The following is a 22,074-nucleotide window of genomic DNA, read 5'->3' on the forward strand; positions in this document are numbered from 1 at the left end:
CGCGAAAGCACCCGGCCACAAATCGCCGAATATCTATCGTCTTTTTTCAGCGGTTTCAGGTGCTCACCCGCACGGGTGAGCGTCTATCGCTTGAGAGTCCCGCCGTGAATCCAGTCTCGTTAGTCAGCCTCGTCATTCCCGCCTTCAACCCGCGCTTTTTTTCCCGGGCCCTGCACAGTGCCTTGATCCAGCAATACGCCAACCTTGAGATCATTGTGTGCGACGACAGCCGCGGCGATGAGATTGCGCAGGTTGTCGAGTCGCTGACGGGTGATGCAGCGCTGCGCGTGCGTTATGTACGAAACCCGCAGACATTGGGGTTTGTCGGCAACCTGCTGGCGTGTCTCGACGAAGCAAAAGGCGATTACATCAAGTTCCTCTGCGACGATGATCAGCTGTCTCCTGCGTGCATCGAGTACCAGGCGCAGGTGCTGGTCGAGAATGCGGACATCAATCTGGTACTGGCTCAGCGCACCTTCTGGGATGCCGACAACCATCCGTTGCCGTCCCGGCTGGAGAACAGCACGTTGTCGCCGGCTTGCGGGATCTACAAGGGCGATGACCTGCTGGCGATTTTTGAAAGGTTTCCCATCAACTTCCTCGGTGGCTTCAGTAATGCACTGTTTCGCCGCGAGGATGTCCTGGAGTTGCTGCCGGCCCTGACTCAACCCGGCCATTGCTTTGTCGCCTCTCTCGATCTGGCCCTGTACATCTGCCTGATGCGTCGGGGCAATATGGCGCAGCTAAACTACGTGCTGAGCGTCGAACGCCTGCATCCGGAGCGATTGAGCCGCCAACAACCGATCAAGGACGCGGCCGAGGTGGAAAAGGACTGGCTGGTGCAGATGCTCAAGGTTCGCGGCGGCGAAGATGCGCCTGCCGGGGGCTGGGTTCGTTACTTGCCATTGAGCCGCAGCAAGGAAGAGCCGCGGGTCTGGGATGAGGTGGCTGTGAGTCGAAACCTGGGTGCCAGCCAGGCCCACCAAGAGTTTCGGGTGGGGGTGGCCAGCGAGAGTTTTCCCCAGCTTTACACTCAGTGGCTGGCGTGTCGCACGCTCAGCGAAACCGCGCGCCGTCACTTGCCGGAAACCCTGGCCGGTTGGGCGCGGCAACCGAAAATCGTCCCGATCATCATCGATGACCAGGCAAGTCGTGCCGCTCTGGATCTCACCCTTCAGAGCCTCGCCCAGCAGCTCTATGCGCCGGAACTGACCCTGGTGTTATCCAGCGCCTGCACTGAAGCCTATCTTGACGAGCGGGTGTTCAATTTACCGTTGCAGGACGACGGGTTTGAGCAGATCAACGGGTTGCTGGCACAACTCGACGGGGCTGACTGGTTTTACATGCTGCGTGCCGGCGATCGTCTGGTAGAACCGGCGCTATTGCTGCTGGCCGAGCGCATCAGTGTCTCGTCGGATGCTTTGTGTATCTACGCCGATGAAGGCAGATTATGTGACGGTGAGTCGCAAGACCCGGTCTTCAAGCCGGATTTCAATCTGGACCTGATGCGCAGTTACCCTTATGTCGGGCGCTCCCTGGCATTTCAGCGCGAGAGTTTCCTCAAGCTTGGCGGCTTCAATTCGAACTACGGCGAATTGGCGCCCCACGATGTGCTATGGCGCATGGTTGAAAATGACGGCATCAAGGTTGTCGAGCATATCGCCGAGGTCATGCTTGAGTCGGCATTAGGCCTGGCGCAGTGGTTGGTGTTGCCCGATGTCATCGAACTCAATCCGCTGGTGCTGGAGGCGCATCTGCAACGACTGGGCATTGATCATGAGATTCGCGAGGGCAGTTTCACCTCGCTCAATCGTGTCGATTACTTGCACGCGACCCGGCCGCTGGTGTCGATCATCATTGTCTGTAAAGACCAGTTGGCTGCCGTGCAGCGTTGCGTCGAAACGCTCCTGGAAAAAACCACTTACAGCGAGTACGAGTTGCTGCTGATCGACAATGGCAGTGAGTCACCGCATACACGTGAGTGGCTCAGTGGCATGGCCGAAATGGGCAGTGAGCGGTTGCGGGTGAAGTCGTTTGCGCCGCAGGGAAATATCGCGGCAACGCGCAATTTTGCGGCGCAGCAGGCCCGTGGCGAATACTTGCTGATGCTCGACCCGTACGCGGTGATCACCCGGGGTGACTGGCTGGATGAGATGCTCAACCATGCCCAGCGTCCTGAGGTCGGTGTGGTCGGGGCCAAGCTGTTCAACGCGGACGGCCGTGTGCAGCATGCGGGCTTGATCCTCGGGTTGCAGGGGCCGGCAGGCTCGCCATTTGTCGGCGACCCGCTGAATTCACAGGGTTATATGCAGCGTTTGCAGGTGGTTCAGGACATGAGCGCAGTCGGTGCCGATTGCCTGATGGTGCGCAAAGCGCTGTTCGACAGTGTAGGGGGGTTCCAGGCCCAGGACTTTGCCTTGACCCTCAACGAGGTGGATCTGTGTCTGCGGATCCGGCAAAACGACTATCTGGTGGTCTGGACGCCGTATGCCCAACTGGTCCTCGGGACATCGCCTGCGGTCGAGGCAAGCGCGGCCGAGGCGGCACTTCGCAGTCAGGAGCAGCAAACGTTTTACCGGCGCTGGCTGCCCGTCATTGCCCGCGACCCGGCTTACAACCCTAACCTGACGCTGAATACGCCGGGGGGCTCCAGCTTCAGTCTGGAGCCAGGCTTATGCGCAGGCTGGAGCCCGTTTTCCGCGCGCCAAGTACCGAAAGTCATGGCGTTGCCGGTCAACTCCTCGGCGGTTGGACACTACCGGGCGCTCCAGCCACTGATCGAACTGGAGAAAGCGGGCCGGGCAACCGGGCGCGTCTACTACGATCTGCCATCGATTATCGAGATCGAGCGCGAATTACCTGACGTCATCATCCTGCAGGGGCGCTACAGCGAAGGACCAATCAGCGACATCGCCGCCATTCGGCCCCACACCAATGCCCGAATGATTTATGAGCTCGATGACTACGTCATCAAGGCGCCGAAGAAGAACCTGCACATTCGCAACATGCCGGACAATGTCGAAATGGAGCGTCTGGTTCGTCGCGCCATCGGCCTGTGTGATCGGGTGGTGGTATCGACGCAGCCGCTGGCCGAAGCGTTGTCATCCATGCATCACGACATTCGGGTGGTGCCGAACATGCTCGCCACTGACCTTTGGAGTGATCTGCGCAGTCAGCGTCGCACCTCGAAAAAACCGCGGGTTGGCTGGGGTGGCGGCACCAGTCACTCAGGCGACCTGGCGATCATTGCCGATGTGGTTCGTGAACTGGCCAACGAGGTGGATTGGGTATTCTTCGGCATGTGCCCCGAAGAGTTACTGCCCTACGTCTATGAGTTCCATGGGGTGATCGACCTGAGCATCTACCCGGCGAAGCTGGCCAGCCTGAACCTGGACCTGGCTTTGGCGCCGCTGGAGTTCCATATCTTCAACGACTGCAAGAGCAACCTGCGTTTGCTGGAGTACGGCGCGTGCGGCTACCCGGTGGTCTGTACCGATACCGAGGCATATCGCGGTTATCTGCCTTGTACGCGGGTGATCAGCAACACTACCGATGAGTGGTTGCAAGCCATCCGCATGCACCTGGCAGACCCGGATGCCAGCTACCGCATGGGCGATGAATTGCGCGAGGCGGTACTGCGTGACTTCATGCTGCGTGGCGACAACGTGCGCTATTGGGAGAATGGCTGGCTGGCCGATTGATCCATCCCTGATGTAGTCGCTGCCCAACGGTAGCGGCTACACGGCGCCGCCGTTCGAGCTGGCGCGTTTCCTGCAAGTCCCCTGAAAATCGCCATAAATCTAGCATGTGCGACGCAGTCAGAAGCTATGGATGCGGCCTTGTGCGATTTATCCAGATGCTCGAAAAGCCTTTTCAGGCTTGGGCTGGCGCTGTGAAGAACAAGAGGGGAACAGATGAAGGCAGTTATTCTGGCGGGTGGTCTGGGCACGCGTATCAGCGAAGAGTCGCACCTCAAGCCCAAGCCAATGATCGAGATCGGTGGCAAGCCAATTCTCTGGCACATCATGAAGCAATATTCCGCTCATGGAATTCACGACTTCGTGATTTGCCTTGGCTACAAGGGTTACGCGATCAAGGACTTCTTCGCCAATTACTTCCTGCACACCTCTGACGTCACGTTCGACATGTCCAACAACCGCATGGACGTTCACCAGAACTACAGCGAGCCGTGGCGCGTGACCCTGATCGATACCGGCGAGGACACCATGACCGGTGGCCGCCTGCGTCGTGCCGCGCGCTATCTGGAGGGCGAGCAGGCGTTCTGCTTCACCTACGGTGACGGTGTCTCGGACCTGAACATTGGCGCCCTGGTGGACTTCCACCTGACCCACGGCAAGCTCGCGACCGTGACCGCCGTACAGCCACCGGGGCGTTACGGCGCGCTGGAGCGTGACGGTGACAGCGTCAAAGGCTTCGTCGAGAAGCCGCGCGGCGACGGTGGCTGGATCAATGGCGGCTTCTTTGTGCTGTCGCCCAAGGTGCTGCCGTATATCGCCGATGATCAGACTTCGTGGGAATCCGAACCTTTGGCCGCACTGGCCAACGAGCAACAGCTGCAAGCGTTCCAGCACGATGGTTTCTGGCACCCGATGGATACCCTGCGGGACAAAAACCACCTTGAGCACCTGTGGCAGAGCGGGGAGGCCCCATGGAAGCAATGGGACTGAGCCCGGAGTTCTGGCGCGGCAAGCGGGTTCTGCTGACTGGCCATACCGGCTTCAAGGGCAGTTGGTTGACGCTGTGGCTGCAAAGCCTCGGAGCCGAGGTCAGCGGGTTCTCGCTCGATCCGTCGACCGAACCGAGCCTGTTCGAACTGGCGCGGGTGCACGAGGGCATCAACGATCAGCGCGGCGACCTGCGTGACCTGGGCGCGTTGCTGGAGCTGATCGCCGAGACCCGACCGCAAATCGTCCTGCACCTGGCGGCTCAACCGCTGGTGCGTGAAGGCTATCGCGACCCGCTGGGGACTTACTCCAGCAACGTCATGGGCACACTCAATCTGCTTGAGGCGATCCGTCAGGTCGGCGGCGTGCGCGCGTGCGTGCTGGTAACTACCGACAAGGTGTACGCCAACCAGGAATGGGCGTGGCCGTATCGCGAAAACGAAGCGCTGGGCGGGCACGACCCTTACAGCAGCAGCAAGGCTTGCTGTGAATTGTTGGCGCAGTCCTATGCCGCTTCTTTCTTCCCTGCGCACAAATACGCAGAACACGGTCTGGCCCTGGCCACCGCGCGCGCCGGCAACGTTCTGGGTGGCGGTGATTTTGCACCGGAGCGTTTGATCCCCGATGTGCTCAGGGCCTGGACCGCCGACGAACCGGTGACCTTGCGCTACCCGCACGCCGTACGCCCGTGGCAACACGCGCTGGAGCCGCTGGCGGGTTACCTGCAACTGGCCGCCAGCCTTTATGAAAAAGGCCCCGAATTTGCCGGTGCATGGAACTTCGGCCCGAGCGAAGCCGACATGTGCAGCGTTGGCGAGGTGGTCAAGTTGCTCTCCAGCCGCTGGCCGCAAGCGCGTGGCTTGCGCATCGAACCGAGTGAACTGCACGAGGCGGGCCTGTTGCGCCTGGACAGCAGCCGCGCCCGTCAGTTGCTGGGCTGGCAACCGCGCTGGTCGTTGCAGCAGTGCCTGACCCAGACCCTCGATTGGCACCTGGCCTGGCAAAACGGCGACGACATGCGCGCAATCTCCCAGGCTCAGTTGAACCTGTACCGAGGCGCGCTGTGAGTGAGTTTGTGTTGAAGCCATTGCCCTTGGGCGGACTGTTCAGCGTGCAGCACAAACGCTTCGAAGACGAGCGCGGACACTTTGCCCGGCTGTTTTGCGAGGGCAGCCTGAGCGCGTTCGGCGAGCCGTTTCATATTCGTCAGATCAATCATTCCTGCACGCGTGAACGCGGCACTGTGCGCGGTCTGCATTATCAGAACGCCAGTGCGCCGGAGGCCAAGTTGATCACCTGCCTGCGCGGTGAAGTCTGGGACGTGGCGGTGGATTTGCGCCCCGATTCCGCCACCTTCCTGCACTGGCACGCCGAGCACCTGCGTGCCGGTGACGGTCGCAGCCTGCTGATCCCGGCCGGTTTTGCCCATGGCTTCCAGACCCTGACCGCCGACGCCGAGTTGCTCTATTTGCACAGCGCCGATTACACGCCCGCTCACGAGGGTGGCTTGTCGGTGAACGATCCACGGCTGGCGATTACCTGGCCGTTACCTGTCAATAATCTGTCGGCCAGGGATGCCAACCATCCTTTGCTCGATGAACACTTCGCCGGAGTGACTCTATGAACTGCCGTGGTTGCGGTACTGCTCTGGCTTTGCCGCTGATCGACCTGGGCACTTCGCCGCCGTCCAATGCCTACGTGCGCGCCGATCAGCTGGAGCACGCCGAACAATGGGTGCCGCTGAAGGTTGCAGTGTGTCAGCAGTGCTGGCTGGTACAGACCGAGGATTACACCAGCGCCGACAGCCTGTTTGACGCCGAATACGCTTATTTCAGTTCGTTCTCCAGTACCTGGCTGACCCATGCCGAACGCTATGTGGCCGAGATGGTCGAGCGCTTTGGCCTGAGCGCCGACAGCCGCGTGGTGGAAATCGCCGCCAACGACGGTTACCTGTTGCAGTACGTGGCCGGGTGCGGCATCCCCTGCCTGGGCGTCGAGCCGACCCGCAGCACCGCGCAAGCGGCGCGGGAAAAAGGCCTGGAAATTCGTGAGCTGTTCTTTGGCCGCGAAACCGCTGCGCAGTTGATCGCCGAGGGCTGGTCTGCCGACCTGATGGCGGCCAACAACGTGCTGGCCCATGTGCCGGACATCAATGATTTCCTCGGCGGTTTCGCGACCCTGCTCAAACCGACCGGTGTAGCGACGTTCGAGTTTCCGCAGTTGCTGACACTGATGGCCGGGCAGCAGTTCGACACGCTGTATCACGAGCACTATTCCTACTTGTCGCTGACCGCCGTGCAGGCCTTGTGCGCGCGCAATGGCCTGGAAGTGTTCGACGTCAGTCAGTTGTCGACCCATGGCGGTTCGTTGCGGGTGTTCGTCCAGCGCGCCGACGGCGTTCGCCGCGACGTGCAGCCGGCGGTTCAACAACAACTGCAGGCCGAGCTTGCCGCCGGGGTGAAAACTGCCGGGTACTACGCGACCCTCGCGCCTGCCGCCGAGCGCATCAAGCACGAACTGCTGCGCTTCCTGTTGCAGGCCAAGGCGGACGGCAAGCGTGTGGTCGGTTACGGCGCCGCCGCCAAAGGCAACACCTTGCTCAACTACGCCGGGGTCAAGCCGGACCTGTTGGCCTGGGTGGCCGATGCCAATCCGCACAAGCAGGGCAAGTATTTGCCGGGCAGTCGCATTCCGATTGTGGCGCCTGGGCAGATCGATATAGAGAAGCCGGACTACGTGTTGGTCCTGCCGTGGAACCTGCTGCACGAAGTCAGTCAACAACTGGCGCAGGTGCGTCAGTGGGACGGCCGCTTCGTGATCGCCGTACCCGAGTTGACTGTCCTGTGAAAGTGCTCGTGACCGGTGCCACCGGGTTCGTCGGCCGTCATCTGGTCGCCGCCTTGCTCGCCCGTGGCTGTGAAGTCCGGGCCGTGGCACGCAGCGCCGAGACCGCCGCGAGTGTGCCGTGGATCAATGCAGTGGAGTTCATCGCTGCGGATATTCACGCCCCGACGCTGAACCTCGACGCGCTGACCGATGGCATCGACGCCCTGGTGCATCTGGCGTGGCCAGGCTTGCCGAACTATCAGGCGCTGTTTCACTTCGAGCACAACCTGATGGCCGACTACCGGTTCATCAAAGGCGTGGTGGAGGCGGGCGTCTCACAGGTACTGGTTACTGGCACCTGTTTCGAATACGGCATGCAAAGTGGTCCGCTCAGTGAGCAGACCGAGCCGCAGCCAGGCAACCCTTACGGTTTGGCAAAAAATACGCTGCGTGTGTTTTTACAGAATCTGCAGCGGGTTCAGCCGTTCACCCTGCAATGGGCGCGGTTGTTTTACCTGCACGGCGAGGGGCAAAACCCGAACAGTCTGCTGGCCGCACTGGACCGGGCCATCGATGCCGGGGATGACAGCTTCAACATGTCCGCTGGCGAACAGTTGCGTGATTACCTATCGATTGAAACGGCTGCCGGCTACCTCGCCGCGATCCTGCATCAGCGCGACTTCGATGGTGTCATCAATTGCTCCAGCGGCCAGCCGATTTCGGTGCGAGCCCTGGTCGAGCAGCGGCTGCGCGCGCGCGGTGCATCGATCCAATTGAACCTCGGTCACTACCCATATCCGATCCACGAACCGATGGCGTTCTGGGGTGTGGCGGACCGTCTGCAACAGCTACTGGGAGCATCGCATGAGGCATGAGTTGTATCGGGTCGCCGACCTGCCGGTGTTGCAGAACCGCACCTTTGCCGACCCCGCGTCGGCCAGGGCCTCTGCCTGCGCCGACATGGTGCTGGTGCAAGACCACAAGAGCGGGTTGATCTTCAACCAGGCCTTCGATGCCGACAAGCTTAGCTACGACGCCGATTATCAGAACGAGCAAGCGCACTCCGGCCAGTTCCAGAAACACTTGAGCGATGTCGAGGGCATCATTGCCCGTCACTTCAAGGGCCGGGAACTGATCGAAGTCGGCTGTGGCAAGGGCTACTTTCTCGAACTGTTGAAAGGCCTCGGCTACGCCATTACCGGCATCGACCCTGCTTACGAAGGCGATAATGCCGATGTGATCAAGGCGCCGTTCACGCGCGGCCTGGGGCTGGCGGCGGACGCCATCGTGCTGCGCCATGTGCTGGAGCACATTCAGGACCCGGTGAGCTTTCTCGCCGAAATGGCCGATGCCAACCAGGGCGGGCAGATCTACATCGAAGTGCCGTGCTTCGACTGGATCCTCGATCACAAAGCCTGGTTCGACCTGTTCTACGAGCACGTCAATTACTTCCGCCTCGATGACCTGCGCCGGATGTTCGGCACGGTGCATGAGGCCGGTCACCTGTTCGGTGGCCAATACCTGTACATCGTTGCCGACCTTGCGACCTTGCGCCTGACCCCGGAGCAACCGGTGCCGCGCCTGGACCTGCCCGACGGTTTCACCAGCAGCCTGGAGCGCGCGGTGCAGATCATTCAGGCCGCGCCCGGGCAGGGCTCGGCGATCTGGGGCGCTTCATCCAAAGGCGTGATCTATTCGCTGTTCCTGCAACGGGCGGGCGTAACGGTAGATCGTGTGGTGGATATCAACCCGGCCAAGCAGGGGCGGTACCTGCCCCTGAGCGGCGCGCGGGTTTGCTCGCCGCAAGAAGCCATGGATGCGCTGCCAGAAGGCGCCAATGTGTTTGTGATGAACTCCAATTACCTCGAAGAAATCAAGCGGATGACCGATGGACGCTACGTCTATCACGCCGTCGACAGCGCTTCGTTCCAGTGACTATTGAGATTCTAAAATGACCGACAACACCATCAATAAAGCCTTCGAAGCCGAATGCCAGGAACAGATCGCCCAGCAGGGTGACAACCAGAAACTTACCGGCCTGGCGCAGGATTTTTTCAACGAGTCGGCCCGACACAAGTACAGCTACCACTTCTCGTGGATGGGCCGTCCGATCATTCAGTTGCCGCAAGACATGATGGCAATGCAGGAGATCATCTGGCAGGTCAAACCGGACCTGGTGATCGAGTGCGGCATCGCCCACGGCGGTTCGATCATTTACTACGCGTCCCTGCTGGAGCTGCAAGGCCACGGTGAAGTGCTGGGCATCGACCTGGACATTCGTCCGCACAATCGCGAAGCCATCGAAAGCCACCCGATGAGCAAGCGCATCAAGATGATCGAAGGTTCGAGCATTGACGCGGGCATCGCGGCCCAAGTGCGTGCTGCCGCCGCAGGCAAGAAGGTCATTCTGGTCCTGGACTCCAACCACACCCACGACCACGTGCTCGAAGAGCTGCGTCTGTACGCGCCGCTGGTCTCGGTGGACAGCTACTGCGTGGTCATGGACACCGTGGTTGAAGACATGCCGGCCGATTTCTTCCCGGACCGTCCATGGGGCCCGGGCGACAACCCGAAGACCGCCGTATGGAAGTACCTGGAAGAAAACGCTGATTTTGAAGTCGACCGTCAGTTGCAGAACAAACTGCTGATTACCGTGGCGCCGGACGGCTATCTGCGTCGGGTTCGTTAAGCAACAGCATCATTGTTGAGTTCATCGGGCGATAGCCAGTGGCGGGGAAGAAAATGCAAGGCAAGTACGGTTCTGAAAGCGGATTACCACTGAACGAGTTGTTGACGGTGGTGCTGGTCACCCATAACCGTCCGGCCTTTGTGCGCCGGGCAATCAAGTTTTACAGCACCTTGCCTTGCAGGATTTTGCTGCTGGACTCTTCGACACGGGTCACCGATGGCATCGACGGCGTGTTCCCGTCGGTCGACTACCGGCATGTGCCGCAGTTTGGCTATCAGGGCCTGCGGGCCAAGCTCGACTACGGCGTGCAACAGGTCACCACGCCGTACATGATATTCGCCGCCGACGATGACTTCATCGTGCATGACGCGATCCAGGCTTCGGTTTCGTTTCTGGAGTCGAACCCGGATTACGGCATGTGCCACGGCTATTGCCTGATGTACCTGACCCTGGCGAGCAGCGTGTGCTACTACCGTCGGGACAAGAAGGTCTGCGAAGACTATTCGTCCGAGCGTGCGCAGGACCGGGTCATCGATTTCATGCAGCAGTACATTCCGCCGTTTTATGCCGTCCACCGTGTCGAACTGTTGCGCGACTGGTACGCAGTCATGCCGGAAAACACCAGTTTCGAATGGCAGGAAATCGGCCATGCGTACTACATGCTGGCAAGGTCAAAGGCGCGGCTGCTACCCATTCCTTATGTCGTGCGAGAGGCCAATTACATGACCTCGGAGCACAATACCGAGGTCATGACCACCCTCAGCGCCAGCGATGCCAAATCGGTGTCGGAGCGTGAGGCTTTCGCCGAGTTGCTGTCGACACTGCCAAGTGTGCAAACCGGACTGGATCCGGCACAGGGCAGGCAGTTGGCTCTGGACAGTTTTGAGGCAATGGGTCAGTGCCTGCGCACTTCCAGATCGTTGACCATCGAACCCATTTTCGAATCGCGCTGGAGCAATGTGCAGAATGGGCCAGACCGTAAATTCGGCCTTTTACAATACGTCGAGATGCCTTACTACAATCAGGCATTCTTCGACCTGTTGACTCAAATCGAATTTTTGCTGCATGCCATGCCGGCCGGTCGTCTTCAGCTACAAGGGCTTGAAGGTATTTGGGCGGACCAGGAAAACATGATGCGGCCACGCAACAACGACACCGCCCAAAGCGTCGTCGATCGGCTGTGGCACGCATTTGACAGCGGCCCATTCAACCGTAGGGTGGTCACGCGTCTGGCGCAACAGCTGGAACTTCTGGGTACAGCCCAAGAGGCACAGGATATGTTCGCCTGGAGCGAGCGCCTGGACGCCGTATCGACCCAAGACCATACAGAAGCATTCGGTGCCATGCGTTCCGGTCGCCTGCTCAAGTGGCTGGCAGCGCGTACGCCGGACGCAGACGAAGTCGCCGCGACTTCGCGTCACCTGGCGGCCCACAACGGTGGTCCGCAATTCGGCATTCTGATACTGGACCTTGACAACGACGCGGCCAAGCTGCAGATCACCCTCGATAGCTTGCTGGAAGGTCACAACCACGCCTTCAAAATCGTGGTGTTCACCACGGGTGAGCCGCTGACGGCGACGACGGAGCAGAACACGCTGCACTTTGTTCGAGTGACCCAGGCCAACTTTGTCGACAAGCTCAATCAAGTCGCGCGTCTGTCTACCTGCGACTGGTTGCTGCTGACCGAGGCGGGTGACGAGTTCACCGCCGGTGGCCTGTTGCGCGCCGGTCTGGAATTGCACGCCGCACCTGACTGCCGAGCGGTGGCAATGGACGAAATTCATCGCGACGCCCATGGCGCGCTGGTTGACGTGTTTCGTCCGGGCTTCAACCTTGACTTGCTGCTCAGCCTTCCAGCGCTGATGGCGCGGCACTGGCTGATCCGCAAGGATGTCTGGTTGGACGCCGGCGGTTACCAGGCCGACTTCAGCAAGGCGCTGGAGTTCGACCTGCTGCTGCGTGTCATCGAACAGGGCGGCATGGCCTGGCTGGCTCATCTGGACGAGCCTCTGTTGATCGCCCCTGCAGCCGTACGCGAAGAAAATGCCCACGAGCGCCAGACGTTGATCCGTCACCTCGCCACCCGCGGCTACAAGGCGCAAGTCACCTCGGACACGCCGGGCACTTACCGCATCGACTACCGGCACGCTGAGCGCCCGCTGGTGTCGATCATTGTGCCGAGCCAGGACAACCTGGCGCAGGTTCAACGTTGCCTGACCGCAATTGTGCAACGTACCCGCTACACCCGTTACGAAGTGCTGATTGCCGATAACGCCAGCCAGTCCCCCGACATGCTGCAATGGCTGGACGGTCTGGGACAGCCAGGCGACAGGGCCCGTGTCCTGCGGGCACACGAGCCTCTCAGCGCGTCGGCCTTGTACAACGAAGCCTGTCGGCAGGCCCAGGGTGAATACCTGGTGCTGTTGGCGCCGGACAGTGAAGTGGTCAACCCGACCTGGCTCGAATCGCTGCTCAACCAGGCCCAGCGCCCGGAAGTGGGCGTGGTGGGTGCCAAGCTGCAGGACCGTGATGGCAACGTCACGCAGGCCGGGCTGATTCTGGGCATGAACGACGGTGTCGGTTGCGCCTTTGCCGGCGAACCGAAAGAGGCCAGGGGTTACCTTGATCGCCTGGTGCTTGAGCAAAATTACTCAGCTGTCTCGGCCGTGTGTCTGATGATCGGCAAAGCGTTGTTTGACGAGGTTGGCGGATTGGACGAGGGCGTGTTCGCGGACGCCTTCAGCGACGTCGACCTTTGTCTGAAAACCGGCCAGGCGGGCTATCTGGTGGTGTGGACGCCACAGGTTCAGGTCATCCACCCGGGCACCTTGCCCGAGGCACCGCAGGCCCTTGAAGCCTTGCGGGAAAAGTGGCCCGGGGCATTGAGCCACGATCTGGCGTACAACCAGAACCTGGCCATGACCGGCAAGGGCTTTACCCTCGGCACCGCGCGCAGTGTGAACTGGGCGCAGTTGCTCGCTCAACTGTCTGATCAATAAAAGGACGCTCACATGCTCAACGGCGAAATGATGTTCGAGGCCACGCGTGTCTGCCCGCTGGTTGGGCGTTGTGTCGAGTCATGGTCATGATGCCCTACCGGATTCCCTACGGCCGGCAGAACATCGACCAGGCAGACATCGATGCCGTGATGGAGGTGCTCAAGTCCCCCTGGTTGACCCAGGGGCCAACCATCGAGCGCTTTGAACGGGCCTTGGCCCAACGTTGCGAGGCTGAGTATGCGGTAGCGGTGTGCAATGCCACGGCGGCGCTGCACATTGCCTGCCTGGTCGCCGGGCTGGGGCCGGGCGACGTGCTGTGGACGAGTCCGAATACCTTTGTCGCGTCGGCCAACTGTGGTCGCTATTGCGGCGCTGAAGTCGATTTTGTCGACATTGACCCGGGCACCTTGAACCTGGATGCGCGGTTACTCGCGCAGAAACTCGAGATCGCCCAAGCCTGCGGCAAGTTACCCAAAGTGGTGGTGGCGGTTGCGTTCGCCGGTCAGAGTTGTGACATGCGCGCGATCGCGCAGCTATCCGAGCGCTATGGTTTTACGCTGATCGAGGACGCCTCCCATGCAGTGGGTGCTTCGTACCTTGGGCGGCCGGTGGGTTGTGGCCAACACGCGGCAATGACGATTTTCAGTTTTCACCCGGTCAAGATCATCACCAGCGCCGAGGGTGGCATGGTGCTGACCAATCGCCCGGAGTTTGCCGAGCGCTTGCGACGCCTGCGCAGCCATGGGATCACTGGTGATCCGGCACAGATGAACGTGCCGGACACGGGATTGTGGTACTACCAGCAACTGGAACTGGGCTTCAATTACCGCATGACCGATCTGCATGCGGCGCTGGGATTGTCGCAACTGGCGCGGCTGGACGGGTTTGTCGCCAGGCGTCGTCAATTGGCCGCCCGTTATGAAACGCTGTTGGCGGGCCTGGCGGTGACATTGCCGGCGGTTCAACAAGGTGCCGAGTCAGCCTGGCACCTGTATGTGGTCAGGTTGCAGTTGTCGCAGATCAAACTCGACCAGACTCAGGTGTTCGAAGCCTTGCGCGCAGCCGGGTTGGGTGTGAACCTGCATTACATTCCGGTGCATTTGCAGCCGTACTACCGTGAGCAGGGTTTCAAGGACGGCGATTTTCCGCAGGCCGAGCGCTATTTTTCCGAAGCCATCAGCTTGCCGTTGTACCCGGACCTGACGGATGAAGAACAGGATGAAGTGGTGGAGCATTTGAGACGGGTTTTGGGTTGAACATCATGATTTATCGTCTTGTATCGGGGCGGCGACGGTGAGCAGCGTCGCGATCATTCCTGCGCGTGGCGGCAGCAAGCGAATCGCGCGCAAGAACCTCAAGCTGTTCGACGGCGTGCCGATGATCGTCCGTTCGATTGCTACGGCGCTGCAATCGAATCTGTTCGACGAGGTGATCGTCAGCACCGACGATGAAGAAATTGCCGAAGTCGCACGGGGTCACGGGGCGCGGGTGCCGTTCATGCGTCCGGCGTCGTTGGCCGATGATTTCACCGGCACGGCGGCAGTGATCGTCCATGCCCTTGGTGAACTGCCTGCGTTCGACTATGCGTGTTGCATCTACGCGACCGCGCCGCTGTTGCAGGCGCGATATCTGCATCAGGGCTTCGAGTTGCTTGAACAGCATGCAGACAAGGCCTTCGCCTTTTCCGTAGGCAGTTTCGGATTCCCGGTGCAAAGGGCCTTGACCCTCGACGAGCAGGGCGCCTTGACCCCGCTCTACCCGGAGTTTCGCCAGACCCGCTCCCAGGACTTGCCCGCAGCCTTCCAGGATGCCGGCCAGTTCTACTGGGGGCGCAGCGAAGCCTGGTTGCGTGGTGATGCGCTGTTCTCGCCGGCAAGCCTGCCGGTGATTCTGCCTCGGCATCTGGTGCAGGACATAGACACGCTTGAGGACTGGACGCGTGCCGAATACCTTTACGCCGCGCTCAAGGCCGGCGGGGAATTGCAATGAGGGTGCTGATTCGTTCCGACTCGTCGCCAGCCATTGGCAGCGGCCATATCGCTCGTTTGTTGCCGCTGGCCAGAACCCTGCGCAAGCAGGGATCGCACGTCGCATTTGCCTGTCGACGGTTGCCGGGGCATCGGCTCGATACCCTGGCGGGCGAAGGCTTCGAAACCTTCGCGCTGCCGGATCGTTATGCCGGTGAAGACCCGTTGCAGGCCATCGAGTCCATGCTGCCGTGGCAGGCGGATATCGACGCGCTGGCGCTGGTGCTGGAAGGTCATCCGGCGTTCGACTGGATCATCGTCGATCACTACGGCCTCGACCATCACTGGCAAACGGCGGCTCGCCGCTGGGCACCACGGATCGCAGCGGTGGATGACCTCGCAACCCGACAGTACCGCGTCGATCTGCTGCTCAATCAGAACTTGTCTGGCACGCCCCAGGCTTATGCCTCGCTGCTGCCGCCGGACTGCCAGACGCTGTTCGGCCCACGATTTGCCATGCTGCGCGAAGAGTTTTGCTGCCCGGCCATCGAGATCAAACCCCGGGCCAGGCGAGTACTGGTGAACTTTGGCGGCTTTGATGCAGCCATGCAGACACAACACGCGATGCTGGCGCTGGCGGACTTCCATGAACTGGAGGTCGACTTCGTCGCCGGGGCCGACAACCCCGCCTGGAACCAGATGCAGGCGCTCGCGGCGGGGCATCCGAACTGGCGCTTGCACAGCTTTGTCAGCGACTTCTACCGCTTGATGACCGAGGCGGACCTGTTTGTCGGCGCCGGTGGCGGTACCAGCTGGGAACGGGCAGCGATGGGGTTGCCGACGATCTGCATCGCTGTGTCCAATAATCAGCAAGCCAACGGCGAGGTGATGGCGGCTGCAGGTGCGCACGTCTATCTTGGCGTTCGCGAGCAGGTCAGCGTCGAGCAGTTGCGTCTGGCTATCGGTTTTGTGGCGGACAATCAGGGCATACGCCAGAGCCTTGCCGATCGTTCACGGCAATTGGTCGATGGTCGGGGGGCGCAACGGGTGGCGGCAGCCCTGGCTGGAGCAGTTTTGCGCATCCGACCTGCAACCAAAGAGGATGCGCAGCTGTTGTTCGACGGGCGCAATGCCGAGGCGGTACGGCGCTGGTCGTTGCAAACCGGTGTAGTTGAATGGCCGTCCCATCAAAACTGGCTGGCCGCCAGTTTGAGTAATTCCCAGCGCTTGTTGTTGATCGCCGAAACCGATGACGGCCCAGTGGGTGTGTTGCGTTATGACCTGCACGGTTTTGAAGCCGAAGTCTCGATTTATCTGTTCGAAGAACGCTTCCGCCTGGGCTGGGGCAGGGCGTTGCTGGCGCGGGGCGAAGACTTCGTGAGCGCCCACTGGCCGCAGCTGCTGGCTATCACTGCGCAGGTATTGCCGGCCAATCAGCCGTCACTGAAAGTCTTTCGTGAGGCAGGTTTCACTCAGGGTACCTGCCAGTTCACGCGCGTATTGAAGGATCACAAATGACTGGTTTCAAGATTGGCAACCGTTGCATCGGGGCCGATGCGCCGCCGTTCATCATCGCTGAAATGAGTGGCAACCATAACCAGTCGCTGGATGTGGCACTGCAGATTGTCGAAGCCGCGGCCAAGGCCGGTGCGCATGCCTTGAAGCTGCAAACCTATACGGCCGACACCATGACCCTGGACCTGTCCGAGGGCGAGTTCTTCATTAAGGATCCCAATAGTCTCTGGGCCGGTTCCTCGTTGTACGCGCTGTATGAGAAGGCTCATACGCCATGGGAATGGCATGCGCCAATCTTTGCCCGGGCCAGGGAACTGGGCATGCTGGCGTTCTCCACGCCATTCGATGACACGGCGGTGGACTTCCTCGAAAGCCTTGAGGTGCCGGCCTACAAGATCGCCAGTTTCGAGAACACCGACCTGCCGCTGATCCGGCGGGTCGCGGCCACCGGCAAGCCGCTGATTATCTCCACCGGCATGGCCAGCATCGCCGAACTCGACGAAACCGTGCGAGCCGCCCGTGAGGCCGGTTGCAGGGATCTGGTGTTGCTCAAGTGCACCAGTACCTATCCGGCAACGCCGGCCAACAGCAACGTGCGTACCATCCCGCATTTGCGCCAATTGTTCGGCTGCGAAGTCGGCCTGTCCGATCACTCGATGGGCGTCGGGGTGTCCGTGGCGGCGGTTGCGCTAGGCGCCTCGGTGATTGAAAAGCACTTCACCCTGGATCGAGCTGCCGGTGGCGTCGACGCCAGTTTCTCCCTGGAACCGGCCGAACTGGCCAGCCTGGTAATCGAAACCGAGCGTGCCTGGCAGGCCATGGGCCAGGTGCATTACGGCGTGACCGAGGCCGAACGCAAGTCACTGGTGTACCGGCGTTCGCTGTATGTCACCCGGGACATGGCGGCCGGCGAGCTGTTTTGCGCCGACAATCTGCGGGCCATTCGCCCGGGCTTGGGGTTGGCTCCCCGGCACGCTGAAAGCCTTATGGGCCGGCGCGCCCGGCAGGACCTCAAACGCGGTACACCGCTGGATTGGTCATTGGTCGAATAACGTCTTGTCGGGCGGATTCGGCAAAATAGAGTGACCTGTGAGTCATTACGCGCATCTTCACTGTATTGTATTGATCGGGAAGGTGGCGCCTGGCTTCTGTCTGGCCCAGTGATAGCCTTTTATTCTTCCCGTGGTCGCCGCTTCGGGGCGACGTATTTCTCTGTTTGTCGGCGCCCCTCGAATCATTACGAGCGGTGGTATTGGGCTGTTTATTATTGGGAAGCCGTAATGATTGGCATAAAGAGCATTGCGAGCTACGTTCCTGTAGCCGGCTTGGACAATTACGCACAAGGTGCAAAATTCGACAAGGATGAAGAGTTCATCCTTGGCAAGATCGGTTCGGCCTTCCTGCCTCGTAAAGGCGAGGGCGAGGAAACTTCGGACCTGTGTGTCGAAGCGGCCAATGCGCTGTTCGCCAACAACCCTGATTTGAAACGTGAAGCCATCGACGTGCTGATCGTGGTCACCCAGAACGGTGACGAAGAAGGTCTGCCTCACACCGCTGCCATCGTTCAGGACAAGCTGGGCCTGCCAACCAACGTGGCGGCGTTCGATATTTCCCTGGGCTGCTCCGGCTACGTCTACGGCATTTACGCCATCAAGGGCTTCATGGAAGCTGCGGGCCTGAAGAATGGCTTGCTGATCACTGCCGATCCGTATTCGAAGATCGTCGACCCGGAAGATCGCAATACCACCATGCTGTTCGGCGATGCCGCCACCGCGACCTGGATGGGCGAAAACGCACCGTGGCAGCTGGGCAAAGCCAAGTTCGGCACCGACGGTTCCGGCGCGCCGCACCTGAAAGTCAGCGATGGCGTGTTTTTCATGAACGGTCGTCAGGTGTTCAACTTTGCCTTGCTCAAAGTCCCGGCGCATTTGCATGAACTGCTGGCCGAGGCGCAACTGACGGCTGACGATGTCGATGCCTTCTGCATTCACCAGGGCAGTGCGGCCATTGTCGATGCCGTGGCACGCCGCTTCGAAGGGGACCCTGCGAAATTCATCAAGGACATGGTCGAGACCGGCAATACCGTGTCGTCGAGCATTCCGTTGCTGCTGGAAAAGCACGTGCTCGATTCCAGCTGGAAGCGTGTTGCGCTGAGTGGTTTCGGTGTTGGCTTGTCGTGGGGTTCGGCGATTATTTATCGCCCCTGACACGAACTTTGTGGCATAAAAAATAGCGCTCCGGGTGTAACCTTGAGCGCTATTTTTTTCGTTGGTGCGCGAGGCGATATGAGCGACAGCTTTGACCACAATGCTCAGGTGATAGAGCGACGCTGGCCGGCACTGTTTGCGCGGTTGAGTACCGAACCCGGCATGCAAGAGCAGGCTGAGCTGGTGCAAGGCTTGGGCTCGACGCTGAGTATTGGCGGTATTCAGCTTACCAGTCGCCATGATCGCACCCGTGAAGCACGACTGCAGGCCGCCAGCTTGCCCCCGGGCAGCCCGGTGGTGCATGTCTACGGCACAGGGCTGGGTGATTTGCCGACAGTGCTGCTCGAAGGCGCAGACCTTCAGCGTTTGTACGTGCATATCCTCAACGGTGCGATTTTCATGCTGACGCTACAGTTACTCGATCAGCGGCATTGGCTCGACGACCCGCGCGTCGAATTGAGGTATGCCGGTGATTCGCCGGAAATTTGCCAGCCATTTTTTGCCTTGCCTTCCGAGATGCTGCTGGCCGATGACTTCAATGCCAAAATTCGCGACCGCCTGCTCAGTGAAGTGCACCTGACGTTCAATAATCGCGAGTTCGATCCGCAATCCCCGGAGATTGTCCAGCGGCTGCAAGAGAGTTTCGGGCTCGTCAGTCAGGATGCCGATGTTGCCGAGTTGTTCGCGACATGCCCGGGGCGGGAGGTTTACGTGATCGCCACCGGGCCTAGCCTTGAGCAGCATTTCGAGCAGCTCAGGGCTGTGCGCGAACAGGTGCCGCGACCGTTGTTCATCAGCGTCGATACCGCCTACAAACCACTGCGCGAGCATGGCATCAAACCGGACGTGGTGGTCAGTATCGATCAGCGCATCGGCTTCAGGCATCTGCCGCCCGAGGACACTGGCGACATCCCGCTGGTCTATCTGCCCTTGAGCGATCCGCGGGTGTTGGCGGCCTGGCAGGGTGCCCGTTATGTCGGGTATTCCGCCAGTCCGGTCTATGCCGCTTTGCGCCAGCAGGTCAGCCGGGCTGAACTGTATGTCGGCGGCAGTGTGATTCATCCGGCAGTGGACTTGGCGGTGAAGATGGGCGCGCAGCGGATTACGCTGTTCGGCGCCGACTTTGCGTTCCCCATGAACAAAACCCACGCCGGCTGGAACGATGGCGACCTGGGGCCGGCACTGAGTCAGGCCAGGTACTGGGTGCTCGACGGCAATGGCGAGCGTGTCAGCACGCAGTTGAATTTTCGCAGTTACCTGTGCGAGCTGGAGCGCTACATTGCCGGGCACCCGCAGGTACGGTTTTTCAACAGCAGCCGGGCAGGCGCAATGATTGTCGGTACGACGTTCAATCAGGAGTTCGTGCAATGAGCGGGTTTGCGCAATGTGTCATTGATTGCCGCCAGTGCGCGCAGTTGTTTCGACTTGGGCGTGATGTCGAGGCGGCGCTGAACATGGTCGATATCTTCGAAAACTCGCAGGCGTTGTTCAGTCAAACGCCTCAAACGATCCAGCAGCAATGGGCGCAATTGCTCATGTCGATGTTCGCCGCTCAAGAAGCAATGGACTGGCTGGGGCTGGCGGATTCGATGGAGTATGAGTTGGTCGATTTGCTGGAAGCGGGGGACGCTCACCTCTGAGCGTTACTCCGTCTGCCGGCGTGATTCATTCGTAATTGTGTTGTGGGCGACTTTCTGGCGCCATTTTTCTCGCGTGGGTGTCTTGCAAGCCTTTGTTTTCGTAGGGGTGGCAGTGTGATGGCATTTTTTTTCAAAAAAGCCCTCAAGCAACCTGCAATAGCGACGATAACTATTACGAAGGTTCTCTAGGCCATACCCGGCGGTTGCCAGGGCCGGAAGCCAGTACCCAACCAACGAGGAATACATCATGCCATTAGGCGTAAACACTAACGTTGCCTCCCTGAACGTTCAAAAGAACCTGGGCCGTGCATCGGATGCTCTGTCGACCTCCATGACCCGCCTGTCTTCCGGCCTGAAAATCAACAGCGCTAAAGACGACGCCGCCGGCCTGCAGATCGCTACCCGTATGACCAGCCAGATTCGTGGTCAGACCGTGGCAATCAAGAACGCCAACGATGGTATCTCGATGGCTCAGACCGCTGAAGGCGCTCTGCAAGAGACCACCAACATTCTGCAACGTATGCGTGAACTGGCTGTCCAGGCACGTAACGGTACCAACATCACTGCTGACCGTACCGCAACCAACGCCGAGTTCACTCAGCTGTCCGACGAGCTGACTCGTATTGCCCAGAGCACCAACCTGAACGGCAAAAACCTGCTGGACGGTTCTGCTAGCGTCATGACCCTGCAAGTGGGTTCCAACACCGGTACCGCCAACCAGATCACTCTGGCTCTGAGCACCAGCTTCGCCGCCTCCAGCCTGTCCGTAGGTTCGGGTACTACCGTTCTGACTGGTGCTACCAGTGCTGCTGCTTTCGTGGCAATCGACGGCGCAATCACCGCGATCGACAAAGCTCTGGACACGGTGAACGCCACTCGCGCCAACCTGGGTGCTTCGCAAAACCGTCTGACCAGCACCATCTCCAACCTGCAGAACGTCAACGAAAACGCCAGCGCTGCACTGGGTCGCGTTCAAGACACCGACTTCGCTGCTGAAACTGCCAGCCTGACCAAACAGCAAACTCTGCAACAAGCTTCCACCGCTGTTCTGGCTCAAGCCAACCAGTTGCCTTCCGCCGTACTGAAACTGCTTCAGTAATTCGGTTGAGTTTTAGCGGGGGAGTGCGCCAGTCGCGCTCTCTCGCTTTTTGCTTCAGGAGGTGATGGATATGGACATGAGCGTCAAGCTGAACTTGTCTTACCTGGCCGCTCAACCGTCAAATACGGCTTCTGCTCAGCCGGCTGGCGTCACTCGTAGCGACAGCAGCACCGAACGCGATAGCGTCAAGTCAGTGGCTGGAAGAGATGACTCGGATCCCGAGAAGCTTAAACTGGCCGTGCAAGAGATCGAGAAATTCGTTCAGTCGATCAAGCGCAATCTGGAGTTCTCGATCGATGAGGCTTCCGGCACAGTTGTGGTGAAAGTGATCGCCTCGGAGTCCGGTGAAGTGGTGCGCCAGATTCCTTGCGAAGAAGCCCTGAAACTGGCGGAAAGTTTGACGACGGCAAGCAACGTGCTGTTTGAAGCAAAAGCCTGACAGCTGGC

Annotated in this window: 18 protein-coding genes; all 18 read left to right on the plus strand. The window is 60.1% G+C overall.

All coding sequences use genetic code 11. The features are described 5' to 3' along the window. Positions 1-104: 104 nt before the first annotated feature. The 18 genes from AC07OG_RS23010 (at position 105) to AC07OG_RS23095 (ending at position 22,066) form a co-directional block, all read left to right on the plus strand. Complete coding sequence (locus AC07OG_RS23010; RefSeq protein WP_495068174.1) at positions 105-3,701, plus strand: glycosyltransferase; 3,597 nt, start codon at positions 105-107, stop codon at positions 3,699-3,701. 213 nt (positions 3,702-3,914) lie between these two features. After that, entirely contained in the window at positions 3,915-4,688 is a 774-nt protein-coding gene (gene rfbF, locus AC07OG_RS23015) for a glucose-1-phosphate cytidylyltransferase (RefSeq protein WP_060541379.1), read from the plus strand. Continuing rightward, positions 4,670-5,752: a CDP-glucose 4,6-dehydratase gene (gene rfbG / locus AC07OG_RS23020; RefSeq protein ID WP_218425198.1), complete on the plus strand. Its 1,083-nt coding sequence runs from the start codon at positions 4,670-4,672 to the stop codon at positions 5,750-5,752. The genes rfbF and rfbG overlap by 19 nt, the downstream gene beginning before the upstream one ends. After that, positions 5,749-6,309 (plus strand): dTDP-4-dehydrorhamnose 3,5-epimerase family protein, encoded by a 561-nt coding sequence (locus AC07OG_RS23025; protein ID WP_060541381.1) that lies wholly within the window; start codon positions 5,749-5,751, stop codon positions 6,307-6,309. The genes rfbG and AC07OG_RS23025 overlap by 4 nt, the downstream gene beginning before the upstream one ends. Beyond that, entirely contained in the window at positions 6,306-7,532 is a 1,227-nt protein-coding gene (locus tag AC07OG_RS23030) for a methyltransferase domain-containing protein (protein ID WP_495068175.1), read from the plus strand. The genes AC07OG_RS23025 and AC07OG_RS23030 overlap by 4 nt, the downstream gene beginning before the upstream one ends. Continuing rightward, on the plus strand, positions 7,529-8,386 hold the full coding sequence (locus AC07OG_RS23035) for an NAD-dependent epimerase/dehydratase family protein (RefSeq protein WP_495068176.1): 858 nt from the start codon (positions 7,529-7,531) through the stop codon (positions 8,384-8,386). Before AC07OG_RS23030 ends, AC07OG_RS23035 begins: the two co-directional genes overlap by 4 nt. Continuing rightward, positions 8,376-9,446: a class I SAM-dependent methyltransferase gene (locus AC07OG_RS23040; RefSeq protein WP_218425195.1), complete on the plus strand. Its 1,071-nt coding sequence runs from the start codon at positions 8,376-8,378 to the stop codon at positions 9,444-9,446. The genes AC07OG_RS23035 and AC07OG_RS23040 overlap by 11 nt, the downstream gene beginning before the upstream one ends. A gap of 16 nt (positions 9,447-9,462) precedes the next feature. Next, positions 9,463-10,200, plus strand: a complete 738-nt coding sequence (locus AC07OG_RS23045; protein WP_495068177.1) for a cephalosporin hydroxylase family protein — start codon at positions 9,463-9,465, stop codon at positions 10,198-10,200. Between the two features lie 53 nt (positions 10,201-10,253). After that, complete coding sequence (locus AC07OG_RS23050) at positions 10,254-13,199, plus strand: TIGR00180 family glycosyltransferase (protein WP_218425193.1); 2,946 nt, start codon at positions 10,254-10,256, stop codon at positions 13,197-13,199. Positions 13,200-13,285: 86 nt separating this feature from the next. Continuing rightward, positions 13,286-14,455, plus strand: a complete 1,170-nt coding sequence (gene pseC / locus AC07OG_RS23055) for a UDP-4-amino-4,6-dideoxy-N-acetyl-beta-L-altrosamine transaminase (RefSeq protein ID WP_495068178.1) — start codon at positions 13,286-13,288, stop codon at positions 14,453-14,455. Positions 14,456-14,492: 37 nt separating this feature from the next. Next, on the plus strand, positions 14,493-15,188 hold the full coding sequence (pseF, locus tag AC07OG_RS23060) for a pseudaminic acid cytidylyltransferase (protein WP_495068179.1): 696 nt from the start codon (positions 14,493-14,495) through the stop codon (positions 15,186-15,188). After that, positions 15,185-16,684: a UDP-2,4-diacetamido-2,4,6-trideoxy-beta-L-altropyranose hydrolase gene (gene pseG, locus AC07OG_RS23065; protein ID WP_495068180.1), complete on the plus strand. Its 1,500-nt coding sequence runs from the start codon at positions 15,185-15,187 to the stop codon at positions 16,682-16,684. The genes pseF and pseG overlap by 4 nt, the downstream gene beginning before the upstream one ends. Continuing rightward, positions 16,681-17,733, plus strand: a complete 1,053-nt coding sequence (gene pseI, locus AC07OG_RS23070; protein WP_495068181.1) for a pseudaminic acid synthase — start codon at positions 16,681-16,683, stop codon at positions 17,731-17,733. The genes pseG and pseI overlap by 4 nt, the downstream gene beginning before the upstream one ends. Before the next feature lie 228 nt (positions 17,734-17,961). Continuing rightward, positions 17,962-18,888: a ketoacyl-ACP synthase III gene (locus AC07OG_RS23075; RefSeq protein WP_060541390.1), complete on the plus strand. Its 927-nt coding sequence runs from the start codon at positions 17,962-17,964 to the stop codon at positions 18,886-18,888. A gap of 78 nt (positions 18,889-18,966) precedes the next feature. After that, positions 18,967-20,259, plus strand: coding sequence for a motility associated factor glycosyltransferase family protein (locus AC07OG_RS23080; RefSeq protein ID WP_495068182.1), 1,293 nt, complete (start codon positions 18,967-18,969; stop codon positions 20,257-20,259). Beyond that, complete coding sequence (locus AC07OG_RS23085; RefSeq protein WP_060541392.1) at positions 20,256-20,528, plus strand: hypothetical protein; 273 nt, start codon at positions 20,256-20,258, stop codon at positions 20,526-20,528. Before AC07OG_RS23080 ends, AC07OG_RS23085 begins: the two co-directional genes overlap by 4 nt. 247 nt (positions 20,529-20,775) lie before the next feature. Continuing rightward, positions 20,776-21,627 carry a flagellin domain-containing protein gene (locus tag AC07OG_RS23090; protein ID WP_060541393.1) on the plus strand — a complete coding sequence of 284 codons (852 nt, stop codon included), beginning with the start codon at positions 20,776-20,778 and terminating at the stop codon, positions 21,625-21,627. 70 nt (positions 21,628-21,697) lie between these two features. Next, on the plus strand, positions 21,698-22,066 hold the full coding sequence (locus AC07OG_RS23095) for a flagellar protein FlaG (RefSeq protein ID WP_495068183.1): 369 nt from the start codon (positions 21,698-21,700) through the stop codon (positions 22,064-22,066). Positions 22,067-22,074: the final 8 nt, after the last annotated feature.

Source organism: Pseudomonas sp. GW821-FHT09H03 (assembly GCF_059415945.1).

Coding starts and splice junctions, on each gene's coding strand:
- pseC (WP_495068178.1), top strand. CDS start 13,286: ATGATGCCCTACCGGATTCCCTACGGCCGGCAGAACATCGACCAGGCA.
- rfbG (WP_218425198.1), top strand. CDS start 4,670: ATGGAAGCAATGGGACTGAGCCCGGAGTTCTGGCGCGGCAAGCGGGTT.
- rfbF (WP_060541379.1), top strand. CDS start 3,915: ATGAAGGCAGTTATTCTGGCGGGTGGTCTGGGCACGCGTATCAGCGAA.
- AC07OG_RS23050 (WP_218425193.1), top strand. CDS start 10,254: ATGCAAGGCAAGTACGGTTCTGAAAGCGGATTACCACTGAACGAGTTG.
- AC07OG_RS23030 (WP_495068175.1), top strand. CDS start 6,306: ATGAACTGCCGTGGTTGCGGTACTGCTCTGGCTTTGCCGCTGATCGAC.
- pseI (WP_495068181.1), top strand. CDS start 16,681: ATGACTGGTTTCAAGATTGGCAACCGTTGCATCGGGGCCGATGCGCCG.
- AC07OG_RS23040 (WP_218425195.1), top strand. CDS start 8,376: ATGAGGCATGAGTTGTATCGGGTCGCCGACCTGCCGGTGTTGCAGAAC.
- AC07OG_RS23095 (WP_495068183.1), top strand. CDS start 21,698: ATGGACATGAGCGTCAAGCTGAACTTGTCTTACCTGGCCGCTCAACCG.
- AC07OG_RS23045 (WP_495068177.1), top strand. CDS start 9,463: ATGACCGACAACACCATCAATAAAGCCTTCGAAGCCGAATGCCAGGAA.
- AC07OG_RS23075 (WP_060541390.1), top strand. CDS start 17,962: ATGATTGGCATAAAGAGCATTGCGAGCTACGTTCCTGTAGCCGGCTTG.
- pseG (WP_495068180.1), top strand. CDS start 15,185: ATGAGGGTGCTGATTCGTTCCGACTCGTCGCCAGCCATTGGCAGCGGC.
- AC07OG_RS23080 (WP_495068182.1), top strand. CDS start 18,967: ATGAGCGACAGCTTTGACCACAATGCTCAGGTGATAGAGCGACGCTGG.
- AC07OG_RS23085 (WP_060541392.1), top strand. CDS start 20,256: ATGAGCGGGTTTGCGCAATGTGTCATTGATTGCCGCCAGTGCGCGCAG.
- AC07OG_RS23090 (WP_060541393.1), top strand. CDS start 20,776: ATGCCATTAGGCGTAAACACTAACGTTGCCTCCCTGAACGTTCAAAAG.